Consider the following 19,238-nt stretch of genomic DNA (forward strand, 5'->3'; position numbering starts at 1 on the left):
GGGAGCAAGGACGGAAAATGCACCGCCTGTTCATCGCCTTCCCCCTTCCCCCCGCGATCCGCGTTCAGTTGCTCGCCACCACAAGCGGCATCCCCGGCGCCCGCTGGCAGCGCGACGACCAGCTCCATCTCACGCTGCGTTTCATCGGCAAAGTCGATCGCCACGTGGCGGAAGACGCGGCGCTGGCGCTGGCCGCGATCCGTCACCCGCAAATTCAGGTCGCCCTCTCGGGCACCGGCCAGTTCGAGACCCGCGGCCGACCCAACGCCGTCTGGGCCGGCGTTACCCCGCACGAAGCGCTGGCTGGCCTCCACAAGAAGATCGACCAGGCCCTGGTCCGCGCCGGCCACCCCCCGGAAGGCCGCGCCTATCTCCCCCACATCACCCTCGCCCGCATGAACGCCCCGTCGGGCGCTACCGACAAGTTCCTCGCCGAACACGCCGGCCTGGCGTCCGCAAGCTTCACGCTGACCCACTTCCACCTCTACGAGAGCCATCTCGGCCGCGAAGGCGCCAGCTACGAGACGGTGGAGCGCTATGCGCTGGGCTCTTCTTAGCCCCTCCCTTTCAAGGGAGGGGGAAGGGGCGGGTTAGCGGCGGGCGGGGCTCGATGCTTCGACGGCGCTGCATTGCCGAGGGCGACGCTCGCTGCGCTCGCAAGCCACCCCCAACCCCTCCCTTGCAGGGAGGGGAGCAAGGAGCTCACCGTCCCTGCGCCATGAACCCCTCAACCTCCGCCACTGTCCGCGGAATCCCCACCGACATCCGCTCGGCGCCGTTCGCCCCGATCAGATATTGGTCCTCGATCCGAACCCCGTAATTCTGCGCCTGCACGTAAATTCCCGGCTCGATCGTGATCACCGCGCCCGCGGGCAGCGGCTTCGACATGTCTCCCGCATCATGCACCTCAGTGCCGACCAGATGGCCCACGCCGTGATAGAAATCGTCGGCATGCCCGGCCTTTCGGATCACGTTGCGCGCCGCCGCGTCGACATCCTCGAAGAACGCGCCCGCCCGCAGCACCGCCACCGAAGCCTCCTGCGCCGCCAGCACCGTCTCGTAGGTCTTGCGCTGGGCATCGCTGAACCGCCCGCTCGCCGGGAAGGTCCGTGTCACGTCGCAGGCATAGCCGCCCACCGAAGCCGCGGCGTCGATCAGGATCAGATCGTCCGCGCCGATCACGCCGTTGCCGCCGCGATAATGGAGCGACGCGGCATTGCGCCCGGATGCGACGATCGAGTGATAGGACAGCCCCTTGCCCCCCGCGGCGCGGAACGCGGCTTCCATGATTGCCTTCAATTCGCCTTCGGTCATCCCCGGGCGCACCGCGCGCATCGCCGCCAGATGCCCGGCCCGCGTCGCGTCCACTGCCTTGCGCATCATCGCCAGTTCGCGCGGTTCCTTGACGATGCGCAGCGAGGGCAGCAGCGCCGTATCGTCCACCGTCCGCGCCCCTGGCACGCGCTGCGAGACCTTGCCGTACAGGTCCAGCACCGCCGGCACTGGCGCGCCTGGCGCCACGATCGGCCCCAGGAACCGCAATTCCTTGTTCCGCTGCGCCAGACCAGTCACCAGCCCGCCCAGCGCAGAGGTCCGCTGCACCTTCTGGAAACCCGTGCGCCGCTCCATCTCCTCGCCCAGCGCCAACCGCTCGATATCCCAGCGCTCGGCCTCGGGATTGCGCGAGGGCAACAGCAGCCATTCCTTCACCGTCCGCTCCGCTGGCGCCAGCACCAGCACCGCGCCCGGCTCGTCGACGATGCCGGTCAGCCAGGCGAAATTGGCGATCTGCTGCGATGCTTCCTCTTCGCTCTGCCCATGCTCGATATTCTCGGCGCCATAGAGCACGGCGATTCCCGTCTTCATCGCCGCCATCACCCGCTGCCGCCGCTCGCGGAACACTTCGGGCGGGAACGGCACCGTGCCGAGCGGCGTGCCCTGCGCAAACCGCGTGACATCCTGCGCCAACGCCGTTCCGCCGCCTGCTACCGTCGCGATCGCCGCGCCCAACAATGTCCGCCTCTTCATGTCCGATCTCCCTTTGCCCGATTTCTTTCACAGCCGCGGCACAGCGGCAAGCCCGGGCGGTTGATGCCGCCCCGCCAGCCCCTATCTCCGGCCCTTCCCCCGGAGACCCGCACCCATGACCGTCCAAGCCTATGGCGCCCTCGCCGCCGACAAGCCGCTCGAGCCCCTCCAGATCTTCCGCCGCGAGCCCGGCCCGCACGACGTCCAGATCGACATCGCTTATTGCGGCGTCTGCCATTCGGACCTCCACACCGTCCGCTCCGAATGGGGCGGCACGATCTATCCGTGCGTCCCCGGCCACGAGATCGTCGGCCATGTCAGCGCGGTCGGCGCGGAAGTCACCGGCTTCCAGATCGGCGACACAGTCGGCGTCGGTTGCCTCGTCGACAGCTGCCAGCATTGCGCCTCGTGCGCCGAAGGCCTGGAGCAATTCTGCGAGAACGGCTTCACCGGCACCTATAATGGCGACACTCCGGACGAGCCCGGCCACACGCTCGGCGGCTATTCGCAGCGCATCACCGTCAGCGACAAGTTCGTCCTCCACATCCGCCATTCGGAAGACCAGCTCGCCGCCACCGCGCCCCTGCTCTGCGCCGGCATCACCACCTGGTCGCCGCTGCGCCACTGGAATGCCGGCCCGGGCAAGAAGGTCGGGATCGTCGGCATTGGCGGCCTCGGCCATATGGGCGTCAAGCTCGCGCATGCCTTGGGCGCACACACGGTGGCCTTCACCTCGTCGGAGTCCAAGCGCCAGGACGCGCTCGATCTCGGCGCAGACGAGGTCGTCGTCTCGCGCAACGCGGACGAAATGACCGCGCACGCCAACAGCTTCGACTTGATCATCAACACCGTCGCCGCCAGCCACAGCCTCGACGCCTATACCGCGCTCCTCAAGCGCGACGGCACGCTCTGCCTGGTCGGCGTCCCCGAGCACGCCCATCCCTCGCCCGATATCTCGGCGCTGATCTTCAAGCGCCGCGCCATCGCCGGCTCGCTGATCGGCGGGATCGCCGAGACGCAAGAGATGCTCGATTTCTGCGCCGAGCATGGCATCGTCTCCGAAGTCGAGATGATCTCCGCCCAGCAGATCGACGAAGCCTATGAACGCATGCTCAAGAGCGACGTCAAATACCGCTTCGTCATCGACAACGCGACGATGGGCTAAGCGCCACTAGCCCCCCTCCCTGTAAGGGAGGGGTTGGGGGTGGGTGGAAGCCCGGGAAACGCGCAAGGCCGTGTTCCCGATCGACGAGGGCGACGTTACGCTGATCTTCCCCGAGGGCATTAGCCCGACCGGGCTTCAGGACCTCAGCGATATCTGGCGATCTTCCTCAAGAAGGAGGCCCGCAAAAAGCGGGATACGAACACCGCTGAGGTTTTGAGCAGCCTGCTCGAATAGCAAAAGCCCGGCCTAACCCGCCGGGCTTTTCGTGGCTGGCGGGATGATCGTTATGGCGTCCGCAAAGGGAAGCGTATGCACGATAGTGCCCCGCTCATCGTGAATGTCGATGCTGTAGCGTAGATCAATCTGTCCGGCGCGAGCGTCGCCTGCGATGCAATCGCGCGCTGCTTCAAGGGCCGCGTCTGGGACTGCCGCGACCGGTATCTCAACCCCCTCATCGTCCAGCAACACGTCCGTACCGTCGCGCAGGTGCATAAAAAATCGGGGCACAATGCTCCCCCTCATTGGGGCGGGAGCAATTGCACTCTCAGTCGTCGAAGCCCTAGGCTATGTCCGGCGATGATCCTGATATATATCAGCTTTAAGTTAAGCGCGCCAACTTGGGTTTAGCTAGCACCGCAACGATCTGGGTCACGCATGTATATAGGTCCCTCCCTTCCAGGGAGGGGAGCCAGATCGAATAGCGACCCCCAAATCCCGCTACCCCGCCTCCCCCATCGCGCCTATGATCACATCCATGCTCGCAGAACTCATCGGCCTGAAGTCGTTCGACATTCTCCCCCATTTCGTCGCGATGGCGATCGCCTATGTTCTCGCCTTCCCGATCGGCTGGAACCGCGAGCGCGAGGAGCGCAGCGCCGGCCTGCGCACCTTCCCCCTCGTCGCCGTCGCCACTTGCGGCTTCATCCAGGCATCGGAGTCGCTCACGGCACAGAGCCCGGAGGCAATGGCGCGGATCGTCGAGGGGCTGATCACCGGCATGGGTTTCATCGGCGGCGGCGCGATCTTGCGGCTCAAGGATTCGGTCAAGGGCACCGCCACCGCCGCCAGCCTGTGGATCACCGGCGCGATCGGCACTGCGGTCGGGCTCGGCAGCCTCGATGTCGCGGTCATGCTCTCGGTGCTGACCCTGGTCACCCTCCAGCTCCTCTCTCCGCTCAAGAAGGGCGAGCTCGTCGCCCCGATCGAGGACAAGGATTCGGACGCGATCGATTGATCGCGGATCACCGCATCACGGAATAAGCCGTTCCGCCCGAAGCCGCGCGAACAGGTCGAGAAACGCATCGTCGGTCGGCCGGTAATCGGTAAAGCCCATCCGGCGGCTCTTGCCCATGTCGGTGACGACTTCGATCGGACGCCCGAGATCGGCATCGGTGTGCCAGGGCGATGTCAGGCGCAGCAGGTCGGGCTCGACCAGTCCTTCGCGCTCGGCAATCGCCCGCCATAGCGGCGCATCGCCTGCCATCTGCGCCTCCAGCGGCTGCACCGAACCGTCAAAGCCCGCAGGCTCGATCCCGAACCATTGCGCGATCCGGCCCCACATCCAGCTCCAGCGAAAGACATCGCCATTGACGATGTTGAACGCCTGGTTCCGTGCCGCGGGAGTAGTTGCCGCCCAGAGCAGATGGCGGGCGAGCAGCCCGGCGTCGGTCATGTCGGTCAGCCCGTTCCACTGCGCCGCAGAACCGGGAAAGCGGAACGGGCGTCCGGTCTCGCGGCAAAGCGTCGCATAGACTGCCAGCGTCGTGCCCATGTTCATGGCATTGCCGACAGCCAGCCCGATGACGGTGTGCGGGCGGTGCACGCTCCACGAAAAGCCGTCACGCTCGGCCGCGGCGAACACCTCGTCTTCCTGCGCATAATAGAAATTCTCGATATCGAGCCGGCCCTGCTCCTCGCGGAACGGAGTCTGCGGCAATACGCCCTGCCCATAGGCTTCGAACGGCCCGAGATAATGCTTGAGCCCCGTCACCAGCGCGACATGCCCGGTGCTCCCGCCCGGCCGCAGCGCGTCGAGCAGATTGCGCACCATCGCCGAATTGACGCGGATATTCTCCGCTTCGCTATCCTGCCGCAGCCAGGTGGTGATGAACACCGCATCGGGCCGCAGATCCGCCAGTGCCGCGGCCGTCGCATCCCGATCCTGCAAATCGGCGGCGACCGCGCGGATCCCGGCTTGGCCCGTCGGGCGGCGCGAGAGGCCGTGCACCGTCCACCCTTTTTCGAGCAAAAGCTCCGCGGTCGCGCTGCCGACGATCCCGCTTGCGCCTACCACCAATGCCGTACCGGCCATGTCATGTTCCCGTCAGTGAAGGGGCGCGATATCCGCGACGCGCGGCTACGCTCGCAGGTCGAACGCGCAGGCAGGGTCCGCAGTCGCAGCACAATCCGCCCTTTCGCAAATCGAATTCGCTCTGCTAGCCTCCCGCAAAACACGGGGGAGAGAGACATGGCAACCGCACCCATTGCGCCCGAGGCTCAGGCCAAGGCCGGGCCCTATGCCTGGTATGTCCTCTTCGTCCTGTTCCTCGTCTACGCGCTCAATTTCATCGATCGCCAGATCCTGACGATCTTGGCGCCGCACATTCGCAAGGATCTCGGGCTCAGCCAGGCTGATATCGGCTTTCTTTACGGCACGGCGTTCGGCGTCTTCTATGCGCTGTTCGGCATCCCGCTCGGGCGGCTGGCGGATAATTGGCACCGCGTCCGGCTGATGACGATCGGGCTTGCGCTTTGGTCGACGATGACTGCGATCTCGGGTCTGGCAAAGAACGGCCTCCAGCTCGCCGGTGCCCGCATCGGCGTCGGCGTCGGCGAAGCCACCGCCAGCCCCTCGGCCTATTCCTTGATCTCGGACTGGTTCCCCAAGCGCCAGCGTGCCACCGCGCTCGCAATCTATTCGGCTGGCATCTATTTCGGCGGCGGCTTCTCGCTGTTCATCGGCGGCTCGATCGCCGACAATTGGAATGCCGCCTACCCTGCGGGCGGCCCCTGGGGGCTGGTCGGCTGGCAGGCGGCGTTCATGGCGGTCGGCCTGCCCGGGCTGTTGCTGGCGCTATGGGTCTTCACGCTGCGCGAGCCGCTCCGCGGGCGGTCCGAGGGGCTGGTCACCCCCAAACATCCCGCGCCCTTCAAGAGCTTCCTCGAAGAGCTCGTCACGATCATCCCGCCGCTTACGCTGATCGGCGCGGCCAAGAACCGGGCGTTGGTCTCGAACCTCGTCGCGCTCGCGGTGATCTCCGGGCTGGCCTATGCGCTCATCCGCTTCGACGGCAGCCCCGCCGCGCTCTATCAATGGCTCGCAGTCGCGATCGGCGCCTATGCGGTCTTCTCTTGGGCCTCGTCGCTCCGCCGCCGCGACGCACCGACTTATAAGCTCATCGTCGGCACCCCCGCCTTCCTCTGCGTCGTCCTTGCTTACGGCCTCAATGCCTTTCTCGCTTATTCGGTCGCCGGTTTCGCCCCCAGCCACGCCGCGATCAGCTTCGGCGTGACCAGTGCCGAGGCCGGCCTGTGGATCGGTGGACCGGCGATCCTCGGCGGCTTTCTCGGCGTCACGCTCGGCGGCATCACCGCCGATCGCCTCCGCCAGAAATACCCGGCCGGGCGGATCATGGTCATCCTGTTCGGCAGCCTCGCCCCGGTGCCGTCGCTGATCGTGGCCTTCACCACCACCGACAAGACCTTGTTCTACGCGATGCTCCCGATCACCCAGATACTGGCGAGCTGCGCGCTGGGATCCGCCGCCGCGGCGACGCAGGATCTCGTCCTCCCCCGCATGCGCGGCACCGCCACCGCCGCCTTCTTCATCGGCACCACCCTGGTCGGCCTGGCGCTGGGACCCTATCTGGCCGGCCGCATCGCCGATCTCACCCAGAGCATCAGCACCGGCATCCTGTCGCTGCTGGTCACGCTCCCGATCGCCCTGGGCTGCGCCATCGCCGCCTACCGCCTCGTCCCCGCCGCCGAAGCCTCGCGGGAAGAGCGGGCAAGGGCGGCTGGGGAGGCGATCTAAAGATCCTCCCCGTGCCGGGGAGGATCAAGACTACATCGACTGGAAAACCCCGCAGGCAATCCGCCCACCCGAATTCCCGCTCGGATCGGTCTTGTAATCATCGGCATTGGCATGGACGACCAAAGCCGCGCCGTCCTCGTCCATCAGCCCGGCAAAGGTCGCGCCCTTCAGCGTCAGCGTGATCTGGTCGCGGCCGTCCGCCTTGACGTGGAGGTTGGGCAAGTCGCCGATATGCGGGCCGGCCGGGTTTTCCTTGCCATGCTGGTGCGCGCTCGGATTCCAGTGCGGCCCGGCGCTGGTAAAGTCCGGCGCCTCGCACTTGCCGACCGCGTGGATGTGCGTGCCATGCACGCCCTGCGGCAGCCCCTTCACTTCGACGATGACGCGGATATCGCCATCCACTTCCTCGGCGATCCCCGTGCCCACCGGCGTCCCGTCGGGCAGCATCAGATCGGCCTGGGCGCGAAAATGCCCGGCCATGTAGCGCGCATTCTTCTCCGGGCTCGTGCATCCGGCCAGGGCCAGTCCCGCAATCGCCGTCACAACCAATGCACGCATCGCAAACTCCTGTTTCGTTCGAACCACAATGAACCCGCGCCCGCCCGGTTCCAAGCCGCTCAGCCGCTTTGGGGACACGCTCCGTCGACCTTTCCGCTCACGCTGCCCACCCCCAGGATGATCTTGGCGCGCCGCTCGAAGGTCAGCGCCTGCCAGCGCCCGCTATTTCCTATCGCGGTCCTGCTTCGCATATATGTCAGGTGCAGCATCTCATAGGCTTCGGGGTCGATCAGCCGCTTGTCGAGCATGCAGTTCCAAGCGGCATGGTTCCATTTCCAGTCGCGCCCCACCCCGTCCTGATCGATCGTCGCCGCTGAGGCGCGATACCAGTCGAACACCGCCCGCAGCCGGTCCCAGCGCTCGGCCTCGGGCATCTTCGCCAGCTTGCCGCGAAGCCGCGCCAGATCCCCGTCCGCCGGAAAGCCGCCCTGCTGGATCTTGGTGTCCATCGCCCAGCGCACCTTGCGCCAGGTGATCGCCTGCCCGGGAAACACCCGCAGCAAGTCCAGCCGCAACGCCTCGAGCAAGGCCACATAGGCATCCGCCTGCACCTGGATCATCGCATCGCCTTCGAAGATCGCGCGCAGCTCGCCAAACAGCACCGGGTTGAGCCGCCCGTCCGCGCCATGCGCCGCGAGCACCCCAGCGCGGCATTTCTCGCGCACCGGCACGCTCAGGCAATCACGCGAGAACAGCAACTTGCCATAGACCGGCGCCAGAGCCTTGCGCGTCCGTCCGAACTTCCCCCGCAGCCGCTTCTTCCACGCCCCCAGCACCGGCTGTAGGCTCCCGGTCCCGTAATTCCACTGGCTCATCCCCACCGAGATCAGCTGCCCGTCGAAATTCCCCGCCGGCTCGGCCCAGCAGCCTCCGGTCTCGGGGATCGAAGTCTCGCGCATCAGCGCAAACACTTGCTCCCGCCCCAGCCCGATCTCCGCCAGCCGCGCCGCGCTCTCGGGCGCAATCGCCACGAAGGGCATGTCCGCCACTTGCCGGCACGGCGCCAATACGGGCGCGGGCGCGGGCGCCGCGGGCACCTGCGCCCAAGCCATTCCCGGCACCCACAGCGCCAACGCCACCAACCACCGCATCATTGCCCATCCTCCCCGCAAACCGGGCGAGCCTAAAGCGGCGGCAGCAGTGCGGCAACGCCCCAGCCCGCCCCCGCCTCGCGTCAGCGCCCCCCTGCCTCGCGCCAGCGCCCCCAGGTCTCGCGCCAGCGCGCCCAGTCGCGCGCCTGCGCTTCCGCCACCGCGCGCTTCCGCCGCTGCTCGATCGCATCGAGCTTTGCCATCAGCACCGCATCGGTTTCCTCCGGCGCCGCAAAGCCCTCCCCGAAATAGCCGCCCGCAGCCTCGGCCGTCTCGCGCGCCAGCGCCACCCGCGCCTTCTTGCCCCGCTGCAGGGGCACGCCCGCCCCCGGTGCCGCCGCTCGCTGCGCCGCCTTCTCCGCCTGCCCGTCGCGCAACAGCAACGCCCGCAGCAATGAATCCGAATAGCGCCGCCGCTCGCCGACGATTCTGCCGCCCGCCACGATCGGCTCGACCCAGCCGTTAACCGCCCGCTCCAGCGCCGCTTCGAGTACCGAGGGCGGCGCGTCCCCGCGCAGCGCCTTCGCCCAGGCGGCGGCAAAGCGCGGCGATTGCCCGCGCAGATAATAAGCGGAAGAAACCGACATCCCCGCCTCGCGGCACGCCTCGGCCACCTGCTTGCAGCGCTTCAGATTGCGCAGGAACAAGCCCCGCTTGCGGGCGTCCCAGCCGCCGGCCCGGTCGCGCCACGGCGTCAGCCGTCCGCCGGCGCTATCCTCATCGCTATCGAGCTCGGGCCCGAGCCGCGCGGCACTGGCCGCGATCCACGCCGCCTGCTGCTCCGCCACCGCCGCGTCCCAGGCTTGCGCAAATTCGGGATGGTTCTTGCGGCGCGTATAGACCGAGTTCTTGCTCCGCCCGATCTGCGCCGCCGCCTTGGTCGCCTGACCCGTCATCTTCAGCGCAAGCAGGAAAGCCCGCTCGGTATCCGCACTCCACCGCGCAAACGGCTTCGGTGTCCGTGCGGTTGGTTTGTCGCCCATGAATCGCTCCAGTCAAAGGAGCGAAGCTAGTTATGGGGCGATTTCCTACATTGGAAGGGAAAATGCGTGAGTACTTTACTAGAAGCTCTGCGCCTCAAATTCACTCACGATCCCTTGGCCTTTCAACAATTCCTCGATTTCACGTTGCGCCGCCTGCCTGGCCGCCAACGGCGTAGAAACATCTCTAGACTGAGCTTCTAAAATACGCGCCCTTAGAAGCCTATCCTGATACCCCCCAGTCCGAACTTTTGACAGCTCTTGCAGTGCATCGCTGAATCTTCCTTGGCTAAGTTTCAAGCGGGCTTCTATTCGGTGTCCGGCGTCGATACCGCCCGACCTCCCCTTAACAAATTCAATGTCGGAGCGCGCTGTTTCGACGTCACCTGCATGGGCAGCCGCAATCCCACGAAGTCGTCGGGTAGGCAAAACCGACGCGCGGGGGTTGAGCAAAGCTTCTGTGAGTAGCGCCTGCGCACCCGCGTAGTTCTGGTCCCTGTGCATCATAATCATCGCCGTTCTACTAGTCGCACGTCCATCCTCCTGTGGATGATTTCGAAGGACGCGAATAGCATCCTCCGCCTCTGAGAACCGCCTTGCTCCAATTAATAGCGCTGCCTTTGCGTCAAGTAGGCCGGCATTTCTAACTATATATTGCTCATGCTCGTCCAAAAGTATTTTCAGTTCCTTCCATAGCCCCAAACGCTGATAGCAAATTGCCAAATCAGCCAAAACGGAATGAAAATATTTTCGGACGCCCAAGGCGAGCTTCAGCAGTCGCACCGCCTCTACAAGATTTTCTCCCGTATGTCGCAAAAAGAATGAACGAAGATAGTACCTTGATCTATATCCCTTGTTATCAAAGAAATTCAAAAGTTCTTCGGCTTCGCGCTTTTGCCCTAAGCGAACTTGAGCTCTAATGACATATGAAAGTACCTCTTCGCGCGTCGTGTCATCCATTTTTAAAGTTCTTGCGGGCAAACCCCAAGTTACGACGCGCTGAAGAGCATTGTCATCTTGATCACGATTAAGGTAAGTGGATCGTACGATCTCCTGCAATGTAGAAGGTAGTAAGAGCTCCCGAAATGCGGGATCTAAAGTGCCACCCTCAAGAGCGGCCATAAATATCATGGCATCAAATAGCTCAGTGCGGAGTTCATCGTCGGCGGCCGCCCGCGCCCATTCATCTTTCAACACACGAGCAAAATTGCTTCTGAGGTCCAGAGACCCATATCCATGCTTTCTCCTAAACAGCAATCTAATAGGAGAGGCGATGGAGTAATTCGAACCACTCACTTGAATTAAGCAAGACCTCTCTAAACCGGCCAATACATCCGACACTGTTTTCGCTAGTGTTTCTTTATTGACAAGCGTACTGAGAAGAATGTCACTGCCAAGCTGCGGCACCCAGCTCAGTAATGAGAGCACATCCTTTTCAATCGGAGATTTCGTATCAAAATCCAGCGATTCGCTAAGTATCTCTTCCTGAATATCAAATAATTGTTTCGGATTATTTTCGAGTACGGCAGGGCCTTGATCCATAATTAATTTGGTCGCAATTTTTGCAATTTGAGGGTGACCTCCAATCGCACTCATTATGTTACCTTTTGGAAGAGTGAGAACTCCACCGAGAACGACAGCCTCGGATATCATAAGCGCCCGAACGTCTGCATCTGACAAGGCCGGAACGGAAAATTGCAATACATTGGAATACTGCCGAAGTTCGCCTTCACGAACTAATCTATACGTTATAAGGCACAATTTTGCATTTGCGGATTTAGCCATCTCACTAAATAGACTTGGGACCCAGAATTTAAGTACCCCTCGATCCTCAAATATGCCATTCCCCGTGGCGATAGTCACAGCCTGACCCATCTCGCCAAAATGGGCGATATTGCGGACGATTTCAGCGCATTGCTCCGTCGCACCTAGGGCTCGAAATTCACGGAGGTCGGCGGAAAATCCGCTAATCGTAAAATTAGCCTCTATCTCCTGACGGAGCGCGCGATAAATATCTTCCAAATCGGCGAATTGCGGAAACGAGAACTCCGGTCCGAAATTTAGTTCGGGCCGTGTGGGAAAGTTTCTGAGCAGAAATTCTTTTGATACAGTCCTTCGGCCTACCCCGTCGTTACCGGCGAATAGCAATACGTTAGGCGCAACTCCGGCACGGAAGGTGGCCTCCTGCGACGCACGTATCACGGCGTCAATCAGAGTCCCGCGCCCGAATATTTGCTGTCCCCGGTCGCTAAAGTATGACTGGGCTAAAACATGTCGAATATATCGAGCGATGTCACGCGAAGTCCACCCTGCCTTCGGTATCCAGAACTCTCTCATCCACGCAGGGAGGTCGGTGGCTGAGAAATCTGGCTCTAAGGGGAATACTAATATTCTAAAATTTTTGCGCTTGATTTTCTCAAGCCGAGCTCGCTCAATTTCGAATCCTACCCAAGGGGAATCTAGCGACTTTTTTGAGGCAAAAAGAACGAAAATGGTCGCGTCTGGAACGCGTTGTTCCATTGCAACGATCAAGTCTTCGCCGTTTTTAAAGCTCTTGGGATAGAAATACGCCAAACCGTCCGGAAGAAAGTCATGAACCCTCTGGACAAACTCAACGTCGTTTCCCGAAAGAGATAGGAATACTGTAGGAAGCATGAGTCCCCCATCCTAATGCGAGTATCAACCTAGCGAAACGGGCTGCGACTATCAATGCTGTCCCGCCGCTGCCTTGTATTCATGCCATGCTCCACACCCTTCCCCCCACCCCTCCCCCCTGCTATCGGCCTCCCGACTCTTCGCATCCGCAGCACCGGCGTGCCCGCGCGGGCTCCACCGCCCGCCTCCCCGCCCCACCAGCTGCGGCGCACATACAGGGAAGGACCCGCGTCAAAATGACCGCCGTCGGCAACAACAATCTCGGCACCCGCGACACGCTCACCGTCGGGACCTCCACCTACCAATATTATTCGCTGCCCAAGGCCGCGGCGAAGCTCGGCGATATCAGCCGGCTCCCTTTCAGCATGAAGGTGCTGCTCGAGAACATGCTGCGCTTCGAGGACGGCAAGACCGTCACGCGCGAGGATGCCCAGGCGATCGTCGATTGGCAGAAGGATGCCCGCTCGAACCGCGAGATCCAGTATCGCCCCGCCCGCGTGCTGATGCAGGATTTCACCGGCGTTCCCTGCGTCGTCGATCTGGCGGCGATGCGCGATGCGATCACCAAGCTCGGCGGCGATGCCGGCAAGATCAATCCGCAGGTTCCCGTCCACCTCGTCATCGATCACTCGGTGATGGTCGACGAGTTCGGCACGCCCAAGGCGTTCGAGCAGAATGTCGAGATCGAATATGAGCGCAACAATGAACGCTACGAGTTCCTCAAATGGGGATCGAAGGCGCTCGACAATTTCCAGGTCGTGCCCCCCGGAACGGGCATCTGCCACCAGGTGAATTTGGAATATATCGCCCAGTCGGTCTGGTCGTCCAAGGACCCCACGGGCGCCAAGATCGCCTATCCGGACACGCTGGTCGGCACCGATAGCCACACCACGATGGTCAACGGCCTGGGCGTGCTTGGCTGGGGCGTGGGCGGGATCGAGGCCGAGGCCGCGATGCTCGGCCAGCCGGTATCGATGCTGATCCCCGAAGTCGTCGGCTTCAAGCTCACCGGCGCGTTGGCCGAGGGCATCACCGCCACCGATCTGGTGCTCACCGTCACCCAGATGCTGCGCGCCAAGGGCGTGGTCGGCCGCTTCGTCGAATTCTTTGGCCCGGGCTTGGGCGCGATGACGCTCGCCGATCGCGCGACGATCGCCAACATGGCGCCCGAATATGGCGCCACCTGCGGCTTCTTCCCGATCGACGACAAGACGATGGATTATATGCGCCTGACCGGGCGCCCCGACGAGACGATCGCCTTGGTCGAGGCCTACGCCAAGGCGCAGGGCATGTGGTACGATGCCTCGCTGCCCGATCCGATCTTCACCGATACGCTCGAGCTCGACATGAGCAGCGTGCGCCCCTCCCTCGCCGGCCCCAAGCGCCCGCAGGACCGCGTCAGCCTCGATAGCGTCGACGAAGTGTTCAACGGCGATCTGATGAAGGTCTATAAGAAGGACCATGCCGTGCGCGTGCCGGTCGCCGGCGCCGAGCATGACATTGGCGATGGCGACGTCGTGATCGCCGCGATCACTTCGTGCACCAACACGTCGAACCCCTCGGTGCTGATCGCCGCGGGCCTGGTCGCGCGCAAGGCGCGGGCGCTGGGCCTCACGCGCAAGCCCTGGGTGAAGACCTCGCTCGCGCCGGGATCGCAGGTCGTGACCGATTATCTCAACAAGGCTGGCCTGTCCGAGGATCTGGACGCGATCGGCTTCAACCTGGTCGGCTATGGCTGCACGACCTGCATCGGCAATTCGGGCCCGCTGAAGGAGTCGATCTCGGCTGCGATCAACGGCAACGACATCGTCGCCGCCTCGGTCCTGTCGGGCAACCGCAACTTCGAGGGCCGCGTCTCGCCGGACGTCCGCGCCAATTTCCTCGCCTCGCCGCCGCTGGTGGTCGCCTATGCGCTCAAGGGCACGGTGACCGAGGACATGTACGAGACGCCATTGGGTGAAGGCACTGACGGCCCCGTCTACCTCAAGGACGTCTGGCCCACGAACCTGGAAGTCCAGGAAATGATGGACGCCAACATCGACGACCGCATGTTCCGCGCAAGATATTCCAACGTTTATGCGGGCGACGATCATTGGCGCAAGATTAACGTCGAGACTTCAGATACGTACGCCTGGCGTGCCGGTTCGACTTACATTGCCAATCCGCCTTACTTCGACGGCATGACCATGACCCCCGCTCCGGTCCAGGACATTATCGAGGCCAAGCCCTTGGCGATATTGGGAGATTCGATCACCACCGATCATATCTCGCCAGCCGGTTCGATCAAGGCAGACAGCCCCGCGGGCACCTTCCTCCAGGAGCATCAGGTCAGCCGCAAGGACTTCAACAGCTACGGCGCCCGCCGCGGCAACGATCAGGTCATGACCCGCGGCACCTTCGCCAACATCCGGATAAAGAACGAAATGGTCCCCGGCGTCGAAGGCGGCATGACCCGCTATCACGGCCAGGTAATGCCAATCTACGACGCCGCCATGCGCCACAAAAAGGACGGCACCCCGCTCGTCATCATCGCCGGCAAGGAATATGGCACCGGATCGAGCCGCGATTGGGCCGCCAAAGGCACCAATCTGCTCGGTGTCCGCGCCGTGATCACCGAAAGTTTCGAGCGAATTCATCGCTCTAACCTGGTCGGTATGGGCATCCTCCCGCTCCAGTTCGCCGAAGGCCTCACCCGCGAAACCCTCAAGCTCAAGGGCAGCGACGTCTACACGATCAAGGATGTTGCCAAGATCCGCCCCCGCCAGGACGTGGAAGTAACCCTCACCCGCGAGGACGGCACGGTCGAAACTTTCATGACCCGCTGCCGCATCGATACCGTCAACGAGCTGGAATATTTCCTGCACGGCGGCATCCTGCAGTATGTGCTGCGTAACCTCGCGGCCTAAGTCATTGGCAAACCAACGAAACGGGGCGCCCTGCCGGCCGGTAGGGCGTCCCTTTTTGTTTGAACCGCTCTGGGATTTATCCGCCAATTGCCAGCAACTCGATCTTGAACAACAAGGTCGCGCCGCCCGGGATCGGACCCTTGCCGCGCGGCCCATAGCCAAGCTCGGATGGCACTGCGAGCTCGATCGTGTCGCCAATCCCCATCTGCGGCACCGCCAGCTGCCACGCCTCGATAAGCTGATCGAGCGGGAAGCTGGCAGGCTCGCCCCGCGCATAGGAACTGTCGAATTCGGTCCCGTCGGTCAGCTTGCCCGCATAATGCAGCGTCACCGTGTCGGTGACCACCGGATGCTTGCCGCTGCCGTCGCCCTTGACCCGCCGCCAGCGCAAGCCCTTCTCCAGGCTCTGCCAGCCGTCACTCGCCTTGAGGCTGGCCAGCGCAAGCGACTGGCCGTTGATCCAGGCGGTATCCTGCGACCGGTCGGGCGGGGTCTGCCCGCATGCCGTCACGCTCCATAAGCTCGCCAGCCCAGCCAGCAATATCATTCGCTTCACGTCCATATTCTCCTGAATGCTCCGCTCAGCGCTTAGCCAGCCTGTGCCTTCCCCACAAGAAAACGGCGGTCCCCGAAGGAACCGCCGTCAAAGTTTGCGAGGTAAATGCGATCAGAAGCGGACCGACGCTCCTGCCGTGAACTTGCGCCCGATCAGGCCGGCATAGTGCCAGGTGGTCAGGAAGTTCGGCGAGCTGGCATAGGATGCCGGAGCGATCGGCGCTCGCGCGTTGAACAGGTTGCCGACGTTCACGTAGAAGGTGAAATCGTCGTTCACGCGCCACGTTGCGTTGGCATCGACGGTGACGAACTGCTTCACGAAGCAGAAGCGCTCGCTGTTCGGGTCGCCGGCGAGTGGAGCCTTGTAGAGGCTGGCCGTGCACGAGGTCGACAGATTGCCCTGATCGGTGGCGACAGCCTTGATCTTGCCGACATAATAAGCGGTCGCGCTCAGCGAGAAGTCTTCCAGGTCGAGCGTAGTCTGCCAATTGCCGCGCCAGCTCGGCGTGCCGTTGCCCGACGACAGATCGTACGGCCCAAGCGTACCGGCGAAGCGCTGAATGCCAGTCGTCGTGTGGCGATTATACAGCATCACGTGCGTGGCTTCGACACGGCTGGTCAAACGCACCCCGTCGCTCAGCGGCGCGCGGAATGTCGCCGAGAAATCGAGGCCGGTCGTCAAATCCGCGTTCACGTTCACGAACGGCGCGTTGATGATCAGCACGCGCGGAAGCGCACTCGGGAACAGCGGATCGATGCCGTCGACCGTGTTGACCGAATAGCCCGGACCGATCGCCGCGACGGCGGCAGTCGCAGCCGCGAGATTGGTCTGGGTATAATAAGCCGTGATTGCCCGCCCGGCGTCTGGGCCGTTCGCGATCAGGTTCGACTTCTTCACATTGTAATAATCGACCGTCAGGCTGAGCCACTTGAACGGCTCGAAGATCGCGCCGGCCGTGAAGCTGCGCGAGGTCTCGGGCTTCAAGTTCGGGTTGCCGACGAAACCGCGGCCGACGGAATAGGCGAGGCTGTATGGATTGGTCGTGCCGCCATGCGCAGCCTGGAAGTTGGCGGGCGGCGTCGTCGTCACAAAGCCCGCATAAGACGAGCGCGGGCCCGATTCGGCGAAGGTCGGCGCGCGGAAGCCCTTCGAGTAAGTGCCGCGGATGGCGAGCTGCTTGATGGGGGTAAACTTCGCACCAATCTTTGGCGAGAAGCGGCCGAAGCCTTCGGAATAATGATCGTAGCGGCCCGATGCGTTGACTTCGAGCATGTCGAGGATCGGCGCCTGGATTTCGAAATAGCCCGCGGAGACGGTGTGCTTGCCGAAGGCCGACGACGTGGTCAGGCTGTAGGTATCGAGCGCCGCGTTCTGGTTGTTGTTCTCCAGCTCCTCCCAGCGAACCTGGCCGCCGATGGCCAGCATCAGCGGGCCGCCCGGAAGATCGAACAGCTGCTTGGTGATCGACGCATCGACCGAGGTCATCTGCGAGAAGGAAGGCGTGATCTTGTCCGGCGCGATGAAGTTGCGCACCGTCGCGCTGTTGAGCGATGGATTGACGAAATTGTACGAGCCGGTGTTGATCGCGTTCAGCGTGTTGGCGATGTTCAGATAGCCGTGCTGGACGATCTTGAGCTCATCGCGGGCGTAAACGCCGTCGATGCGCCAGGTCCAGTCGTCGCCGATCGTGCCGTGCAGGCCGCCGGCGAAGCGATACACTTCGTTGGTGCGGTCGCTGCCTGCAAGGATATCTCCGAACAGGTAATAGATGCGCGCAGCGCCGTTGGCCGGATCCGCGGCAAAGGCTGCGGCATAGGGGTTGTTCGGATTGAGCGCGCGGCCGGGCGCGCCCACGGTCGCGCAATTGACACCTGCGGTGCAGATATAGACCGGAAGCACGATGCCCGGGTTGCTCGAGGCGAGCGCCGGGGCGCCGCCATAAGGCTGGGTGTTACGGATCGCGCGCGGCGCGTTGAGGATGCTGACATAGCTGTTCGAATAGCTACCGGTCAGATACGCCTCGATATTGTCCGACAGGCGAACGCTGGCGCGGCCGTTGATCGACCATTTGCGCTGCAGCGGCGCGAGCTGGAAATATTCGTCTTCGATATTGTGCTTGCAGCCGAGGCCGTTCACCGCGGCGCTGGTCTGCGTGTAGGTGCCGTACGCGCAGTTCGTGTTCAGCGTCTGGAACTGCGTGCTCAGCGCCGTGGCCGAACCGGTCAGCGGATTGTTGAGGTTCGACTGGTTGACGCGCACGACGACTGCATTCGGCGTTGCGGTGGTCAGCGAATTATCCGCCGCATTGTTGTCGTTGCCGCCGATCGAAGTCAGGTCGCGGTTGTTGTAGGGGAAACCACGGCTGTTGTTGCTGACGCGGCCGTCCTGCTGGAATTCGCCGTTCAGGTAGATGTTCCAGCCCTGCGTCTCATAGTCGCCGTAGCCGGCGGTGAGCGACAGGCGCTGATGACTCGCATCGCCTTCTTGCGAAACGCCGGCCTGGCCGCGGGCATCGATGCCGGTGAATTGCTTCTTGAGGATGAGATTGACCACGCCGCCGATCGCGTCCGCGCCATAGGTCGACGAGGCGCCGTCCTTGAGCACTTCGACGCGCTCGATCAGGCTGAAGGGGATCGAGTTGAGATCGACATAGGCGTTGTGCCCATCGTCGCTGATCGGGAAATTGGTGGAGCGCAGGCCATCGACCAGCACGAGCGTGGACGACACGCCGAGGCCGCGCAGCGAAACCGCCGAGCCGCCGGCCGAGAAGCCGCTCTGGAAACCGACGCCGATCGAGCCGGCGCTATCCGCCGAAACCGAGCGGATTGCATCGGCCACCGTGGTGATGCCCGATTTCTGGAGCGAATCCGCAGTCAGCACGGTCACCGGTGAAGGCGTCTCGGTATCGGTGCGGCGAAACAGCGAGCCGGTGACGACGACAGTCTCTTCGTCTTGGGCGGCGGCTGGAGCGTCCTGAGCGGGCGCCGGATCCGTCTGCGCAAGCGCCGGGCTGGCGATCAGGCCGAGTGCCAAAGCGAGCGGCGCGGAGCCGTAACGAAGAAAGTGACGATAACGCAGCTGCATGGCCAGATCCCTGAAGATTCGTTCTCTACGGAACGCGATGAAGGGCACTCCCACAGCACCCCGTTGGCCCTTTCGTGCCGCGTGAGAAACAATCTGTAAAGATGCAGACACATTTCTGCGTCATGCTGTGGTAAGGCTGCAACACACATGCAGCGCGTGCATAGGTGTCGCAGATTCAGGAA

Annotated in this window: 14 protein-coding genes; 5 read left to right on the plus strand and 9 right to left on the minus strand. The window is 63.2% G+C overall.

Annotated elements, in window-relative coordinates; all coding sequences use genetic code 11:
* Positions 1-17 precede the first annotated feature (17 nt).
* Complete coding sequence (thpR, locus tag ACZZZM_RS17190) at positions 18-557, plus strand: RNA 2',3'-cyclic phosphodiesterase (protein WP_463596293.1); 540 nt, start codon at positions 18-20, stop codon at positions 555-557.
* A 145-nt stretch (positions 558-702) separates the two neighbouring features.
* On the opposite strand, the gene ACZZZM_RS17195 is transcribed toward thpR, so the two are convergent.
* Positions 703-2,028, minus strand: a complete 1,326-nt coding sequence (locus tag ACZZZM_RS17195; RefSeq protein WP_463596294.1) for an aminopeptidase P N-terminal domain-containing protein — start codon at positions 2,026-2,028, stop codon at positions 703-705.
* A 115-nt stretch (positions 2,029-2,143) separates the two neighbouring features.
* On the opposite strand from ACZZZM_RS17195, the gene ACZZZM_RS17200 reads away from it, so the two are divergent.
* A complete protein-coding gene (locus ACZZZM_RS17200; RefSeq protein WP_463596295.1) occupies positions 2,144-3,193 on the plus strand; it encodes an NAD(P)-dependent alcohol dehydrogenase in 1,050 nt (349 codons plus the stop codon).
* Positions 3,194-3,439: 246 nt separating this feature from the next.
* Here ACZZZM_RS17200 and ACZZZM_RS17205 read toward each other — a convergent pair whose 3' ends face one another.
* The gene (locus tag ACZZZM_RS17205) at positions 3,440-3,715 is read right to left on the minus strand and encodes a DUF6894 family protein (RefSeq protein WP_463596296.1); all 276 of its coding nucleotides are present in this window, start codon (positions 3,713-3,715) and stop codon (positions 3,440-3,442) included.
* Positions 3,716-3,947: 232 nt separating this feature from the next.
* Between ACZZZM_RS17205 and ACZZZM_RS17210 the strand changes: the two genes are divergently transcribed.
* A complete protein-coding gene (locus ACZZZM_RS17210) occupies positions 3,948-4,427 on the plus strand; it encodes an MgtC/SapB family protein (RefSeq protein ID WP_463596297.1) in 480 nt (159 codons plus the stop codon).
* A 15-nt stretch (positions 4,428-4,442) separates the two neighbouring features.
* Here ACZZZM_RS17210 and ACZZZM_RS17215 read toward each other — a convergent pair whose 3' ends face one another.
* Positions 4,443-5,504: an SDR family oxidoreductase gene (locus ACZZZM_RS17215; RefSeq protein WP_463596298.1), complete on the minus strand. Its 1,062-nt coding sequence runs from the start codon at positions 5,502-5,504 to the stop codon at positions 4,443-4,445.
* A 156-nt stretch (positions 5,505-5,660) separates the two neighbouring features.
* On the opposite strand from ACZZZM_RS17215, the gene ACZZZM_RS17220 reads away from it, so the two are divergent.
* Complete coding sequence (locus ACZZZM_RS17220) at positions 5,661-7,226, plus strand: spinster family MFS transporter (protein ID WP_463596299.1); 1,566 nt, start codon at positions 5,661-5,663, stop codon at positions 7,224-7,226.
* 30 nt (positions 7,227-7,256) lie between these two features.
* Here the strand turns inward: ACZZZM_RS17220 and ACZZZM_RS17225 are convergent, their stop codons facing one another.
* From ACZZZM_RS17225 to ACZZZM_RS17240, 4 genes are all read right to left on the minus strand, one after another.
* The gene (locus tag ACZZZM_RS17225; RefSeq protein WP_463596300.1) at positions 7,257-7,784 is read right to left on the minus strand and encodes a superoxide dismutase family protein; all 528 of its coding nucleotides are present in this window, start codon (positions 7,782-7,784) and stop codon (positions 7,257-7,259) included.
* Positions 7,785-7,843: 59 nt separating this feature from the next.
* A complete protein-coding gene (locus tag ACZZZM_RS17230; protein WP_463596301.1) occupies positions 7,844-8,878 on the minus strand; it encodes a hypothetical protein in 1,035 nt (344 codons plus the stop codon).
* A gap of 80 nt (positions 8,879-8,958) precedes the next feature.
* Complete coding sequence (locus ACZZZM_RS17235; protein WP_463596302.1) at positions 8,959-9,858, minus strand: hypothetical protein; 900 nt, start codon at positions 9,856-9,858, stop codon at positions 8,959-8,961.
* Positions 9,859-9,936: 78 nt separating this feature from the next.
* Positions 9,937-12,510 (minus strand): TIR domain-containing protein, encoded by a 2,574-nt coding sequence (locus ACZZZM_RS17240; RefSeq protein WP_463596303.1) that lies wholly within the window; start codon positions 12,508-12,510, stop codon positions 9,937-9,939.
* Positions 12,511-12,746: 236 nt separating this feature from the next.
* Here ACZZZM_RS17240 and acnA point away from each other — a divergent pair, with 236 nt between their 5' ends.
* Positions 12,747-15,416, plus strand: a complete 2,670-nt coding sequence (gene acnA / locus ACZZZM_RS17245; protein WP_463596304.1) for an aconitate hydratase AcnA — start codon at positions 12,747-12,749, stop codon at positions 15,414-15,416.
* Positions 15,417-15,492: 76 nt separating this feature from the next.
* Here acnA and ACZZZM_RS17250 read toward each other — a convergent pair whose 3' ends face one another.
* Positions 15,493-15,978: an FKBP-type peptidyl-prolyl cis-trans isomerase gene (locus tag ACZZZM_RS17250; protein WP_463596305.1), complete on the minus strand. Its 486-nt coding sequence runs from the start codon at positions 15,976-15,978 to the stop codon at positions 15,493-15,495.
* Between the two features lie 105 nt (positions 15,979-16,083).
* A complete protein-coding gene (locus tag ACZZZM_RS17255; protein WP_463596306.1) occupies positions 16,084-19,056 on the minus strand; it encodes a TonB-dependent receptor in 2,973 nt (990 codons plus the stop codon).
* Between the last annotated feature and the right edge of the window lie 182 nt (positions 19,057-19,238).

This window comes from Sphingomonas sp. AC522, from assembly GCF_979258125.1.

Coding starts and splice junctions, on each gene's coding strand:
- ACZZZM_RS17250 (WP_463596305.1), bottom strand. CDS start 15,978: ATGGACGTGAAGCGAATGATATTGCTGGCTGGGCTGGCGAGCTTATGG.
- ACZZZM_RS17215 (WP_463596298.1), bottom strand. CDS start 5,504: ATGGCCGGTACGGCATTGGTGGTAGGCGCAAGCGGGATCGTCGGCAGC.
- ACZZZM_RS17255 (WP_463596306.1), bottom strand. CDS start 19,056: ATGCAGCTGCGTTATCGTCACTTTCTTCGTTACGGCTCCGCGCCGCTC.
- ACZZZM_RS17210 (WP_463596297.1), top strand. CDS start 3,948: ATGCTCGCAGAACTCATCGGCCTGAAGTCGTTCGACATTCTCCCCCAT.
- thpR (WP_463596293.1), top strand. CDS start 18: ATGCACCGCCTGTTCATCGCCTTCCCCCTTCCCCCCGCGATCCGCGTT.
- ACZZZM_RS17235 (WP_463596302.1), bottom strand. CDS start 9,858: ATGGGCGACAAACCAACCGCACGGACACCGAAGCCGTTTGCGCGGTGG.
- ACZZZM_RS17200 (WP_463596295.1), top strand. CDS start 2,144: ATGACCGTCCAAGCCTATGGCGCCCTCGCCGCCGACAAGCCGCTCGAG.
- ACZZZM_RS17240 (WP_463596303.1), bottom strand. CDS start 12,510: ATGCTTCCTACAGTATTCCTATCTCTTTCGGGAAACGACGTTGAGTTT.
- ACZZZM_RS17195 (WP_463596294.1), bottom strand. CDS start 2,028: ATGAAGAGGCGGACATTGTTGGGCGCGGCGATCGCGACGGTAGCAGGC.
- ACZZZM_RS17220 (WP_463596299.1), top strand. CDS start 5,661: ATGGCAACCGCACCCATTGCGCCCGAGGCTCAGGCCAAGGCCGGGCCC.
- ACZZZM_RS17230 (WP_463596301.1), bottom strand. CDS start 8,878: ATGATGCGGTGGTTGGTGGCGTTGGCGCTGTGGGTGCCGGGAATGGCT.
- ACZZZM_RS17205 (WP_463596296.1), bottom strand. CDS start 3,715: ATGAGGGGGAGCATTGTGCCCCGATTTTTTATGCACCTGCGCGACGGT.
- ACZZZM_RS17225 (WP_463596300.1), bottom strand. CDS start 7,784: ATGCGTGCATTGGTTGTGACGGCGATTGCGGGACTGGCCCTGGCCGGA.
- acnA (WP_463596304.1), top strand. CDS start 12,747: ATGACCGCCGTCGGCAACAACAATCTCGGCACCCGCGACACGCTCACC.